This window comes from Propionicimonas sp. T2.31MG-18 (genome assembly GCF_964266745.1).
Taxonomy (GTDB): Bacteria; Actinomycetota; Actinomycetes; order Propionibacteriales; family Propionibacteriaceae; genus Propionicimonas.
The window spans coordinates 158,555-171,892 of the sequence record NZ_CAXWGX010000027.1 but is presented as its reverse complement, the minus strand read 5'-3'; the positions used below and the strand labels follow the sequence as shown (position 1 = coordinate 171,892).

Here is a 13,338-nt window from a genome sequence, read left to right as displayed (position 1 = left end):
TCAGGCGAGCATCTGGCGGACCTGGCTGAGGCCCACGTTCATGCGGGAGACGTCCGCCGTGCCGTCCGCGAGCTGGTGGATCGTCGCCACCCGGCTCCGCCGGGCCGGGTCGGAGGCCAGCCAGTCGGCGACGGCCCGATCCGCCGGGGCGTCGGGGTCGCCGGCGACCAGCACCTGGGCGGTGAGCGCGGCGTGCGCCGCCAGCAGTTCGTCGCGCAGGGCGGCCCGCGCCATGGCATCCCAGCGCACCTGTCGGGGCAGGCCGTCCACGCCGGCCACCAGCTCGTCGATCCCGGTGGCCTCGGCCAGCAGGTAGTGCACGGCCGCGACCCTGGGCGCGGGAACCTGGAGTCGCTGGGCGACGTCGACGACGCTGAGCAGCGTGTGCGCCTGCCCCGCGGTGGCGAGGTTGGCCGCCAGTTCCGGGGTCAGCCCGGCGTCGGTCCAGCGCGTCCGTGCCAGCTCGGCCGCGGTGGCCTGCTGGCCGCGGAGCAGCCCGCCCAGCTCCGTCCGCAGCGCCGCCACCTCCGGCCCGTACCTCGCGACGGCGCCGGCCACGTCCAGCGGCCCGTGCTGGTGGTGCAGGAGCCAGCGGGTGGCCCGCTCGACCATCCGCCGCAGGCCCACCCGCAGCTCGGTGGCCACCGCGGCGTCGAGCCCCGTGCTGCGGCGCAGCCGCACCTCGTCCAGGCCGACGGCGAAGATCGCGCGCGAGGCCAGCTGGGCACGGATGATGTCGGCCACCCCCGCCCCGGTCTCGGTCGACAGGCGGTGGTAGCAGGTGATCCCCTGGCTGTTGACGAACCGGTTCACGGCCACCGTGGCGACGATCTCGCGGGCCAGCCGGTGGCCGGGCATCCGGTCGGCGTAGCGGGCGCGCAGCGGCTCGGGGAAGTACTGCACGAGCCGGTCGGCGAGGTACGGGTCGTCCGGGAGGTCGGAGGCCAGCACCCAGCGGTCCAGCGCGATCTTCGTGTACGACAGCAGCACCGACAGCTCCGGACGGGTCAGCCCGTCGCCGGCGGCGATCCGCGCCGCCATCTCCTCGCTGGCCGGAAGTGCCTCGATGCCCCGGTCGAGCAGGCCGTCCGCCTCCAGCGTCCTCATCCAGGACTCGTGCTGGCCGGCCAGCACCACCCGGCGCCACATCGAGTTGGCCAGGGCGAGGTTCTGGTCGTAGTTGTGGGCCAGCACCAGCCGGGCGACCTCGTCGGTCATGGACGCCAGCAGCTCGCGACGCTCCGGCTCGCTCAGCCGCCCGGACGCCACCTCCGGCGCGAGCAGGATCTTGATGTTCACCTCGTGGTCGGAGGTGTCGACGCCGGCGGAGTTGTCGATGAAGTCGGTGTTGATGTGGCCGCCGGCGCGGGCGTACTCGATGCGTCCGAGCTGGGTGAAGCCGAGGTTGCCGCCCTCGGCGACGCTGCGGGCCCGCAGCCGCCCTCCGTCCACCCGCACGGCGTCGTTCGCCTTGTCACCGGCCTGCGCGTGGCTCTCGGTGGACGCCTTCACGAAGGTGCCGACGCCGCCGTTGAACAGCAGGTCGACCGGCGCGCACAGGATCGCGCTCACCAGTTCGTTCGGGGTGAGCCGGGTCACGTCCTCGGCGAGGCCGAGCGCCACCCGTGCCTCCCGACTGATGGGGACGGCCTTCGCGTCCCTGCGGAACACGCCGCCGCCCGGCGAGAGGAGGCTGCGGTCGTAGTCGGCCCAGGTCGAGCCGGGCAGCGCGAAGAGCCGCGCCCGCTCCGCGAAGGAGGACGCGGCGTCGGGAGCGGGGTCGAGGACGATGTGCACGTGGTTGAACGCGGCCACCAGCCGCAGGTGGTCGGACAGCAGCATGCCGTTGCCGAACACGTCGCCGGCCATGTCGCCGATGCCGACGCAGGTGAACTCGTCGGTGTCCGGGTCGAGGCCCAGCTCGGCGAAGTGGCGGCGCACCGACTCCCAGGCCCCGCGTGCGGTGATCCCCATCGCCTTGTGGTCGTACCCGCTGGACCCGCCCGAGGCGAACGCGTCCCCCAGCCAGAACCCGCGGTCGAGGGAGACCTGGTTGGCCAGGTCGGAGAAGGTCGCCGTGCCCTTGTCCGCGGCGACCACCAGGTACGGGTCGTCGCCGTCGTAGCGCAGCACGCGCTCCGGCGCGACCACGACACCGTCGACGATGTTGTCGGTGACGCTGAGCAGCGCGTCGACGAACACCCGGTAGCAGGCCTGGCCCTCGGCGAACCATGCCGCACGGTCGGCGGTGCCGGGCAGCTGCTGGGGGACGAAACCGCCCTTGGCGCCGCTGGGCACGATCACCGTGTTCTTGACCAGCTGGGCCTTGACCAGGCCGAGGATCTCGGTGCGGAAGTCCTCGCGACGGTCCGACCAGCGCAGCCCGCCGCGCGCGACCGCGCCGAAGCGCAGGTGGACGCCCTGGACGCGCGGGGAGTACACGAACACCTCGAAGGCCGGACGAGGCTCGGGGAGCAGCGGCAGCAGCGAGGGCAGCAGTTTCAGGGCGATGGTGTCGGTGTCGGTGAACGCGTTGGTGCGCACGCACGCCTCGATCACCGCGTGGAACGCCCGCAGGATGCGGTCGTGGTCGAGGCTGACCACCGCGTCCAGCTGCTCGCCCAGCCAGTCGGCCTGCCGGGCCTGGGACGCGTCCCGCTCCTCGCGGGTGAGCCGCGCGTCGGGGTCGAACCGGGTGGTGAACTCCCCCACCAGTCCCGCGGCGATGTCGGGGTAGGTGTTCAGGGCCGTCGCCAGGTAGGGCTGGCTGTAGGTCAGGCCCGCCTGCTGCAGGTAGCGGGAGATGGCGCGCAGCCAGGTGACCTGCCGCCAGCCGAGGCCGGCGGCGATCACCAGGCGGTTCAGCTCGTCGGCCTCGCAGCGACCGGTCCACGAGGCGACGAAGACGTCCATCAGCCGCCGGCGGACGTCGGCCCGCGCGGCGGCGGCGGCCAGGTCGTCCGGCAGCTGCAGGCCGAAGTCGTACACGAGCACCCGCGTGCCCCGCAGGTCCCAGCTGTAGGGGCGCTCGTCGACCACCTCGACGCCGAGCACCGACAGATGCGGCATCGCGTCGGTGAGCGACATCGACCGGCGGGTGATCACCTTCAGCCGGAGGTCGGACGGGTCGTCGGCCTCCAGCGGGCCCGTCAGGCTCAGCCGCAGGTCGTCGGGGCCGGTGAGCTGGTTGGCCAGCGTCAGGTCCGCCACGGCGACCGCCGGCGGGTAGTCGGCAGTGTAGGCCTCGCTGAACTCGACGCCCCGCTGTTCGCTGGGCAGCTCGTCCACGAGCGCGACGAAGTCGTCCTCCCAGCTGCGCGTGGCCGCGGCGAGCTCGGACGCGATCAGGTCGGCGTCGGGGGCCGCCGGGGCGTCCGGGGCGAGCCGGACGACGAAGAACAGCCGGGTCAGCACCGACTCGCTCACCAGCGTGGTGAAGTCGAGCTCCACCCCGCCGAGGCGGTCGAGCAGGATCTGCTGGATGCGCAACCGCGTCGCGGTGTTGTAGCGGTCGCGGGGCAGGTACACCATCGCCGTCGCGAAGCGCCCGTACCGCGCGCGTCGAAGGAAGACCCGGGTCTGCCTGCGCTCGCGCAGGGCGGCGACCGCGGCCACGATCGGGGCCAGCTCGTCGACGCGCGCCTCGAACAGCTCGTCGCGGGGGTAGGTCGCGATCACCTGGCGCACGGCGTTCCACCCGTGGGAGTGCTCCTCGAAGCCCGACTCGGCCAGCAACCGGCGGCTCTTCGCCGCGAGCACCGGGATGGTGGCGACCGACTCGGTGTACGCCGACGCGGACACCAGGCCGAGGAACCGGTGCTCGCGCACCAGCGTCCCGTCGCCGGCGAACTCGCGGACGGCGAGGTGCTGGAGGTAGGAGGGGCGGTGCACGGGTGAGCGGCGCGGGTCGCGCATCAGCATCAGCGGCTCCCGCTCCCCCGGCCGGGGCGCGGTCGTGGCGTCCGGCTCGTCGGCACCGGTGAGGATGCCCAGGCCGGAGCCGGCCACAGGCACCAGCCGGTCGCCGTCGGGGACGTAGTCGGCGCACCCGAGGAACACGAAGTGACCGTCGGCGAGCCAGTCGACCAGCTCGACGGCCTCGGCCGCCTCGGCATCGTGCCGCTCCCGCAGGCGCGCGGACGCCTCACGGGCGCGGGCCAGCATCGGCTGCCAGTCGGTCACCACGACGGCCAGGACGCCCAGCACCTGCTGCACGCCGGCCTCCAGGGCACCGGCCAGGGCGTCAGCCGCCCGGCCGAGCGGCGGGTAGATCTCGAGCACCAGCCACGACTCCGGCGTGCCCTCGGCACCGCCGGCCAGGTCCAGCAACCGACCGGACGGGTCGCGGTGCACGCGCAGTTGCGGGTGGTAGAGCCGCCGAAGGCTCCACTCCTGCCGCGTGAGCTCCATCGTGACCGTGTCCACGAGGAACGGCCGGTCGTCGGTCACGACGAGCGCGACCGTCGAGCCGTCGGCCCCGAGCCCGGGCACCTCGCCGGGGGCGATGATCCGCACCAGGTGCTGGCCGGGCGCCCGCGTCCGTCCCACGCCGAGGTGGACGGCCGCCGTCGCGGCCAGGGAGCCCGCGTCGATGCCGGCGAGGTCGGGCTCGGGCACCGGCTGGAGGTAGGCAGCCAGCAAGCCGCCGAGCTCCGGGTCGCCGGAGCCCTCGGCCATCGCCGCAGCCATGAGGGACTGGCGCACACCCGCCGACGTACCGGGGATCACACTGGACACACCTGCTCCTTCGCAGCGCTGAGGCCTCGACCAGCCTATACACGCCAGAATGGGCGGCATGCAGATACACGCCACCAACGATTTCGCCGCGCCGGTCGATGAGGTGTTCGTCATGCTCATCGACCGTGTCTTCCTGCGCGCGGTGTGCCTGGCGACCGATCCGCTGGAGCACCAGGTGGAGGTGGACGGACTGCGCACGGCCACCCGCCGCGTGATGCCGACACCGTCGGTGGTGGCCCGGCTCACCGGGCCGACGATGGCCGTGGTGGACGAGATCACCTGGGAGCCGTCCATGGTCGAGGGCGGACGCCGCGGGGCGGCGCACATCACCGTCGAGGGGCTCCCGGCCGAGCTCGTCGGCGCGGTCACCCTGCTGCCGGGCGGCAGCGGGTCCGTCCTGACCTACGACGGCGAGCTGTCGGTGAAGGTGCCGCTGCTCGGCCCCGGGCTGGCGCGGCAGGCCGCACCGCTGCTGCTCGAGGCCCTCGAGATCCAGCAGCGGGTGGGCGCGGAGTACCTGGCCGGACGCGGCGCGCCGTAGCGGGCGCCGTTCAGGACGCGCGCTGCTCCGGCGCCCCGGCCAGCGGCGCCACCCGCGTCTCGACCTCGAGGCCGAGCGCCGCGAGGTCGCCGAGGAACACGTCGGGCTCGACCAGCTGGGCCTGCAGGTGCAGGCCGGGCCTGCGGATCGTGCCGTCCCGCAGGCGGCGCAGGCACGCGACGGCCGGCGCCGCCGTGAGCAGGTAGCCGTCGTCGCCGCTCACCCGCACCGTGGCCGCGGCCGGCACCCCGTCCTCGATGCCGAGCGCCGTCAGCTGGAGCACCAGCCGGTGGGGCGGCGGGTAGCTGGCGAACCGGTCCATCGACCAGCGCGTGAGCCGGATCGCCAGGGGCCGCAGGGACGGCGCCTTCGCCAGCACCATCAGCACCGGCAGGAACACGTAGTCCATCACCGGGCTGAACCCGCAGATGTAGAAGCCGCAGCGACGCAGGCTCGGATGCCTCCGGGGCAGCGCCTCCATCTCGGCCAGGGGCATCGGGACGCAGGTCTTCGCGCCGATGGGCGGCCCGAAGTCGACCTTCGGGCACTCCGACCAGCGCAGGGTGCGCGACTCCCCGTCCACCCAGGCCGCGAGGTCGAAGTCGGTGAACTCGTCGAGCATCTCCTCCACCGTCGAGTCGGACAGGGTGTCGGCCAGCCAGTCCAGCCGCATGCCGGCCATCACGTCGGCCTCGCGGATCTCCTCAAGTTGGCCGGCGGCCCACCGCACGAGGGCCGCGGGGACGCCGGGGTGGAAGCCGCCGTCGGTGACGAAGCAGCGTCCGTGGTGGCCGATCTCGCCCTGGAGCCCCCGGAGGGCGGCCAGCTTGGTGGGACTGGACAGGAGCGTGTCGAACCAGTCGGCCCCCGCCTCGAGGACGATCCGGCCCAGCGCTCCGACCAGGTCGGGACGGCTCACCGTCACCACGACGAGGTCCGCGCCGGCCACCACCGCGCGCACCGCGTCCGCGTCGGTGACGTCGAGGACCGCCTCGTCGGCCCGCACCGGTCCGGCGACCAGCGCGTGGGTGGCTGCCAGCCGCCCGGGGTCGCGCCCGCACAGCACCAGGTGGTCGTCGGCGGAGAGCTCCCTCGCGAGCAGCACGCAGATCTGCCGCCCGGCGTTCCCGGACGCCCCCAGAACGACGATCCGCATCGCTGGCCCCCGCTTCCCCCACCAAGGTTCCCACGATCGGGCGGGGGCCGCGGGCCGTTGGGCGAAGCTCGCCACGACCCGCCCCGGCATGGGGCCCCGGGTGCGGTCAGCCCGGGGCGAGGCGGTAGATGCCGTCCCCGGAGCCGTTGGAGGTGGTGAAGTACAGCGCCCCGTCCGGCCCCTGCTCGACGGTACGGATGCGCCCGTGGTCGGTCACGATCTCCGCCACCCGGGACAGCTTCCGGGTCGAGCCGACGGAGAACAGCAGGATGCCCTGGCCCTTCAGCTCCGCGACCGCCAGCATCCCGTCCCAGTCTCCCCACTGGGCGCCGCTGAGGAACGTCGCCCCGCTGGTGGCCACGGTCGGGTAGCCGGAGCGCCACGCGGCCTTCCTCGCTTTCGGGTAGCGCCGGGTGTCGGTCATCGAGCGCTTCTCGTTGTAGCCCGGCGTCGGGCTCCACCCGTAGTTGGAGCCCTTGGTGACGTAGTTCACCTCATCGTCACGGTTGGTGCCGTGCTCGACCGACCACAGCTCGTTCGTCGCGGTTCCCGGCCGCAGGGCCAGCCCCTGGACGTTGCGGTGGCCGTAGTTCCAGACGTACCGGGCGTTGCCGCCGCGCGGGTAGAACGGGTTGGTCCGGGGGATGGTGCCGTCCGCGGAGACCCGCAGGATCTTCCCGCCAAGGGATTTCAGGCTCTGCGGGCTCGTGCCCTTGGCCGCGTCCCCTGTGCCGATGTAGAGCATGCCGGCGGACCGGAACCGCAGGCGGCACCCGTTGTGGCGCCCGTGCCCGATCGGGATGCCCTTCACCAGCACCTGGACCTTCTCGGCGGTGGTGTCGCTGGTCAGCCGCCACTTCCAGACCTGGACGTCGGACGCGGACCCGGACGCCTTCGCGACCGACATGCAGGTGTAGAAGTAGCCGTTCGTGGCCGCGTCCGGGTCGGCGACGAGCCCCAGGAGGCCGCCTTCGGAGTTCACGAACAGGGGCGGGAGCGGCAGGCTGACCCGCTGCGGGGCCGCGTCCGGGCGTTTCGACCACAGGCGACCCGCACGCTCGTCGAACAGCATCAGCTCACCGACCCACGTGAGGTCCCAGGGGATGGTCAGCCCGGTGACCACCGGCGTGACGACGGGGACCGGCTCGGCGGCGTCGGCGGTGTCGGCGACGCCCAGCGGGGCCATCAGGGAGACGAGGAGGGCGGACGCCGCGAGGCGGAGCCGGGAGGACGGGGACATCGGGTACCTCCGGGGGTGTGCGTGACGGCGACCAACGTAGGCGTGCGCGGCGCGCGGCGCCAGAGCCGGAGGGTCAGCAGTTTTGGAGAAGCGGTGGCGCGGCCGGCTTCCTACGATGGCTTCCGACGACACCACCGAGAGGACGGACCGATGGCGACCAAGCGCACCAGTGCCGAGGCGACGGGCTTCACCGCAGAGGAGCGGGCGGCGATGAAGGAGCACGCCGCTGAGCTCAAGGCCGCCAAGCGGCGCGCCGGCGCGGCGGACAAGGCCGAGCAGGAGGCCGCAGCGGTGGTGGAGAAGATCGCGGAGATGGACGAACCCGATCGCAGCCTCGCCCGGCGCGTCCACGACCTGGTGCTCGCGAGCGCACCGGTGCTGGCGGCGAAGCTCTGGTACGGCATGCCCGCCTACACCAGGGACGGCAAGATCGTGTGCTTCTTCCAGCCGGCCTCGAAGTTCAAGGCCCGCTACGCGACGCTCGGCTTCAACGAGGACGCGCGCCTCGACGAGGGCACGATGTGGCCGACCTCGTGGGCGCTGACCGAACTCACTCCCGACAGCGAGGCACGGATCGCCGAGCTGGTCCGGCGGGCCGTGGGCTAGCTGTCAGTGGAAGTCGCGGGAGGTGTGGACGACCATGATCGGCAGTGGCTCGAGGCGGTCCGCCACCACGTTCACCACGCCTTCCGGTGAGCGCTGCAGCGTGCCGCGGACGATGAGCGCAGGAGAGGAGCGGGCGACCCGGCGGTAGCGCTGCCACACCCCCACCGAGCACACCACGTTCACCAGGCCGTACTCGTCCTCCAGGCTGAGGAAGGTGATCCCGGACGCGGTCGCCGGACGCTGCCGGTGGGTGACCAGCCCGCCCACCTCGACGCGGCGGTCGGGTTCGGCGGTGGCCAGCCGTGCGGTGCTCAGCACGCCGCGGGCGTCCAGGTCGGGACGCAGCTGTCCGATCGGGTGGTCGCCGGTACTCACCCCGGTGGCCCACAGGTCGTCGGCGAGCACCTCCACCGGGGTCGGGTCACCGAACAGCGGCGGCTGCGACTCCACCAGGGTTCCGGGGAGCGACCCCGGCTGGTCGAGCGCCGCGCTCCCCGCCCGCCACAGTGCCTGCCGTCGGGTCAGCCCCAGGCACTCCAGCGCCCCGGCGGCCGCCAGTGCCTCCAGGTGCTCCGCGGTGAGTGCCGTCCGGCGGACCAGGTCCTCCATCGACCGGTAGGCACCGTGCGTCCTGCGCTCGGCCACGATCCGTTCGGCGACCTTCCCGCCGATCCCCCGGACCGACGCCAGCCCCAGCCGCACGGCTGAGCGGCCGTCCCTGCGGTGCACCGCAGTGGGGTCGGGGGTTGCCGGGTCGAACTCCCCCACCGGCGGCTGGTGGGAGTCCGCACACGAGTCCGGACCGGTGGGGACACGCTCCGCGTCGTCGTCGAGGGGTTCCAGGCCGGCGTCCACCCCGGAGGCCGCGAGGTCGGGGCGCAGCACGACCACACCGTGGCGGCGGGCGTCGGAGACCAGGGTGGCCGGGGAGTAGAAGCCCATCGGCTGCGCGCGCAGCAGGCCGGCAAGGAAGGCCGCCGGGTAGTGCAGCTTCATCCAGGAGGACGCGTACACCAGCAGCGCGAAGCTCAGCGAGTGCGACTCGGCGAAGCCGAAGTTCGAGAACGCCTGGATCTGGGCGTAGAGGTGGTCTGCCTCCGCCCCCACCAGCCCGTTGCGGGCCATGCCCTCGTACAGCTTCTGCTTCAGGGACTCGATCCGCTCCAGCCCGCGCTTGGAGCCCATCGCGCGGCGCAGCAGGTCGGCGTCCTCCCCGGAGCAGTCGCCGACGGCCATCGCCATCTGCATCAGCTGCTCCTGGAACACCGGCACGCCGAGGGTCCGCGCCAGCACGGGCGCCAGCTTCGGGTGCGGGTAGGTGACCGGCTCCCTGCCGAGCTTGCGGCGGACGAACGGGTGCACCGCACCGCCCTGGATCGGCCCGGGACGGATCAGCGCGATCTGGATCACCAGGTCGTAGAAGCGCCGCGGCTGGAGCCGGGGCAGCAGGCCCATCTGCGCCCTGGACTCCACCTGGAACACCCCGATCGAATCTGCCCGGCACAGCATGTCGTAGACCCCGGGCTCCTCCTTGGGCAGGGTCGCCAGCTCCCAGGACTCGCCGGTCGCCTCCCGCACCAGGTCGAAGCAGTGCTGGAGCGCGGCCAGCATGCCCAGGCCGAGCAGGTCGAACTTCACCAGGCCCATCCAGGCGGCGTCGTCCTTGTCCCACTGGATCACCGTGCGGGCGTCCATGCGGGCGTGCTCGATCGGCACCACCTCCCCCACCGGACGCTCGGTGAGCACCATCCCCGCCGAGTGGATGCCCAGGTGCCGGGGCGCCTTCAGCAGCTGGGTGGTCAGCTCGGCGACGGCAGCCGGCAGCTCGGCCCCCCCGTCGGTGACCGACGACCCCCACCGTTCCACCTGCCGGGCGAACGCGTCGCCCTGGCCGGGGCTGTAGCCGAGGGCCCTGGCGATGTCGCGGACGGCGCTCTTGGGGCGGTACTGGATGACGTTGCAGACCTGCGCCGCGCGCTCGCGTCCGTAACGGTCGAAGACCCACTGGATGATCTCTTCCCTGCGGTCGGCGTCGAAGTCCACGTCGATGTCGGGCTCTTCGTCGCGCAGGGCGGAGAGGAACCGCTCGAACGGCAGGTCGTAGCGCAGGGAGTCCACGGCGGTGATGCCGAGCAGGTAGCAGACCGCGGAGTTGGCCGCGGAACCGCGTCCCTGGCAGAGGATGCCGCGGCGGCGCGCCTCGGCCACGATGTCGTGCACGATCAGGAAGTAGCCGGGGAAGTCCTTGGCCTCGATCACCGCCAGCTCGCGCTCGATGCGCCGGGAGTCCGCCTCGGACAGCTCCGGATACCGCACCGGCACCGCCTGCCACACCAGGTGCCGCAGCCAGGACATCGGGGTGTGGCCGGGAGGCACCTCCTGCTTCGGCAGGGCGGGCTTCGCCCGGCGCAGGGGGAACGCCAGGTCGTCGGCGAGCCCGACGGTGCGGGCCACGGCCCCCGGGTGGCGGGCGAAGCGCGCGGCCATCTCCGCCCCCGACCGCAGGAAGGCGGTGCCGGCGGCGGGCAGCCAGCCGTCGAGCGCGTCCATGCTCCGGTTGGCGCGGACGGCGGCCACGGCCTGGGCGAGCGGGTGCTGGGCGGGCGTGGCGTAGTGCACGTTTCCGGTGGCGATCGTCGGCAGCCCGCGGGCGGCGGCCAGGGCGGCCAGGGCGTCGTTGTGGTCGGAGTCCAGCGGCGCGCCGTGGTCGGTCAGCTCGACGAACACCCGGTCGGGCCCGAACCGGTGCACCAGCTCGTCCAGTTCCCTGCCCGCGCCCGGCGTCCCCTGCGTCCTCAGCGCCTGGCGCACGGCACCCTTGCGGCAGCCGGTGAGCACCACCCAGTGGCCGTCCGCCCGTTCGGCCAGGTCGTCGAGGTCGTAGGAGGGGCGCCCCTTCTCGCCACCGGAGAGCTGGCCGTGCGTGATGGCGGCGGCGAGCCGGTGGTAGCCCTCCTCCCCGGCTGCCAGCACCAGCAGGTGGGAGCCGACCGGGTCGGGCAGGCCCGCCTGCGGTGCCGGCAGCTCCAGGGAGAGTTCGGCGCCGAACACCGTCCGCAGGTTCATCGACTCGGCCGCCTCGGCGAACCGGACGATGCCGTACAGCCCGTCGTGGTCTGTGAGGGCGAGGGCGTGCAGGCCGAGCCGCTCGGCCTCCTCGGCCAGCTCCGCCGGTCCGGACGCACCGTCCAGGAACGAGAAGGACGAGTGGACGTGCAGTTCGGCGTAGGGCACCACGTCCACCGGTCGCTCGATGGGTGGCGGGACATAGGGCCCCCGGCGCCAGGAGACCGGGACGTCCTGCGCGGGCACCGTCCCACCGACCGGCGTGCTGAGGGTGCGTTCCAGGTCGTGCCAGCGCATCGGGGGGTTGTTGAAGCCCATCAGTCGTACCGGCCCTCCGCCCACCACCGGGCTCCCTGCAGCACCAGCAGCCACGCCGTGCCCGCGTCGTCGACCACCTGGAAGCGGTGCGCCCGCCGGTGCCGGGACGGGTCCCAGGTGCGCTCGTCGATCGGCCACGGGCCGGCCCAGCCCCGCACCCGCCGCCGGGTGTCCCCGTCGACCAGCACCGCCGGGGTCCCGCTGAGCTGTCCCCGCTCGCCCACGCCCACCGTCCCTCCGTCCGCGGTGAGCACCTGGACGGGCCGCGGCTCACCGAACACCGCCGACGGCAGCGGGTCGGGCACCCGTCCCGGCCAAGGGCGGTCCACCGGTGCCGGCCCGGCACCCCCCGGCACGGCGCCGCCGCCGGCCTCCTGGACGGTCGCGGGACGATCGCCCCACGGCACCAGCACCTGCCTCTCCGCGAGCCAGCGGCCGCCGCCGATGCGCGGGGTGACCACCCCGTCGTGCCCGAGCATGGCCTGCACCCGGGACAGCACGTGGTGCACCCGCTCGTCCGTGCCCGAGCCGAACAGCCCCGGAGCGTGGTGGGCGAGGGCGTCCACCCCGACCGGCTCCAGCCGCAGGCTGGTGACGGCGCTGTGCAGGCCGGTGCCGGCGGCCGCCTGCAACTGCCAGCGGATCCGGTCGACCACCGCCGCCGCCTCGAACACCCCGGGCGTGAGCCAGGTGCGGACGACCAGTTCGTCCTGCTCCCCGGTGACCTCGACGCGCAGTTCCGTGCAGGCAAGACCGGCGGCGGTCAGCGCGGCGATGAACTCTTCCGCCATCCCCCGCACGGTGAAGGCGACCTGGTCGACCAGGGACAACGGGGGCTCGAAGTGCTGCTCGCGGGTGAGTTCCGGGGGCGGGACGCGGGGTCGCACCAGCCGGGGGTCGCGTCCGGAGGCGAGCAGGTGCAGCCGGTGGCCGTGCTCGCCGAACCGGTCGCGCACCGCCGGAGCGCCCAGGGCGGCGAACTCGCCGAGGGTGTGCACCCCCAGCCGCGGCAGCAGCCCCGCCAGCGTCTCGTCGCCCAGCCGCGAGACCGGCAGCGGGGCGAGGAAGCCGGCGGCCCCGCCCGGGGGGACGATCCGAACCGGGTCGCCGGCGTAGGCCGCCTGCAGGGCGGTGAACAGCCCGTCCGCGATCCCCGCGCGCGCGGTCGTGACGCCCAGCCCGGTCACCACCGCCTCCAGCAGCACCTCCGCCGCCTCCGCCTCACTGCCCACGTACCCGGCGAAACCCCGGGAACGCAGCGCACACACCCCCGGGCGCACCACCTGCACGCCCGGCGCGAGGCGTTCCACGCACTCGACCACGGCGGAGAACTCACGGTTGTCCCTGGCCTCGTCCGCGGGCAGGACGGTGAGGTCCGCGCAGCGTGACTGCGCCTCCCGGCGGCGCTGGCCGGTCGCCACCCCCTCCGCCGACGCCTCCGGCGAGCAGGCGACCACGCGGTTCGCCGCGACCACAGCCACCGGGAACGCCGCGTCCACGCCCTCGGCCAGCGCCCAGGCGGTCACGGGCCAGCCCGGGAACCACAACACGAGGCACCGGTCGCCGTTCCCCGGGAGGACGGGTGAGCGTGCTCCCCTGCCCACCGCCCGTGGCACAGCCGGTGGCGGCGTCCTCCTGCCGCGGAGGGCGTCGACGGCCGGCTCCGGGCTCTTC

At 73.7% G+C, this 13,338-nt stretch carries 7 protein-coding genes; 2 read left to right on the top strand and 5 right to left on the bottom strand.

Translation table 11 applies throughout. The features are described from left to right. The gene (locus ACFQQJ_RS13795) at positions 1 to 4,737 is read right to left on the bottom strand and encodes an NAD-glutamate dehydrogenase (protein ID WP_377107279.1); all 4,737 of its coding nucleotides are present in this window, start codon (positions 4,735 to 4,737) and stop codon (positions 1 to 3) included. Between the two features lie 58 nt (positions 4,738 to 4,795). Between ACFQQJ_RS13795 and ACFQQJ_RS13790 the strand changes: the two genes are divergently transcribed. Then, positions 4,796 to 5,278, top strand: a complete 483-nt coding sequence (locus ACFQQJ_RS13790; RefSeq protein ID WP_377107277.1) for a DUF2505 domain-containing protein — start codon at positions 4,796 to 4,798, stop codon at positions 5,276 to 5,278. A 10-nt stretch (positions 5,279 to 5,288) separates the two neighbouring features. On the opposite strand, the gene ACFQQJ_RS13785 is transcribed toward ACFQQJ_RS13790, so the two are convergent. After that, complete coding sequence (locus tag ACFQQJ_RS13785; RefSeq protein WP_377107275.1) at positions 5,289 to 6,434, bottom strand: saccharopine dehydrogenase NADP-binding domain-containing protein; 1,146 nt, start codon at positions 6,432 to 6,434, stop codon at positions 5,289 to 5,291. A 106-nt stretch (positions 6,435 to 6,540) separates the two neighbouring features. Continuing rightward, positions 6,541 to 7,674: a PQQ-dependent sugar dehydrogenase gene (locus ACFQQJ_RS13780; RefSeq protein WP_377107274.1), complete on the bottom strand. Its 1,134-nt coding sequence runs from the start codon at positions 7,672 to 7,674 to the stop codon at positions 6,541 to 6,543. Between the two features lie 150 nt (positions 7,675 to 7,824). Between ACFQQJ_RS13780 and ACFQQJ_RS13775 the strand changes: the two genes are divergently transcribed. Then, entirely contained in the window at positions 7,825 to 8,280 is a 456-nt protein-coding gene (locus ACFQQJ_RS13775; protein WP_377107273.1) for an iron chaperone, read from the top strand. Between the two features lie 3 nt (positions 8,281 to 8,283). Here the strand turns inward: ACFQQJ_RS13775 and ACFQQJ_RS13770 are convergent, their stop codons facing one another. Together ACFQQJ_RS13770 and ACFQQJ_RS13765 are read right to left on the bottom strand one after the other, a co-directional pair. Next, positions 8,284 to 11,664, bottom strand: coding sequence for an error-prone DNA polymerase (locus ACFQQJ_RS13770; RefSeq protein WP_377107518.1), 3,381 nt, complete (start codon positions 11,662 to 11,664; stop codon positions 8,284 to 8,286). Beyond that, complete coding sequence (locus ACFQQJ_RS13765) at positions 11,664 to 13,190, bottom strand: DNA polymerase Y family protein (RefSeq protein WP_377107271.1); 1,527 nt, start codon at positions 13,188 to 13,190, stop codon at positions 11,664 to 11,666. Before ACFQQJ_RS13765 ends, ACFQQJ_RS13770 begins: the two co-directional genes overlap by 1 nt. Between the last annotated feature and the right edge of the window lie 148 nt (positions 13,191 to 13,338).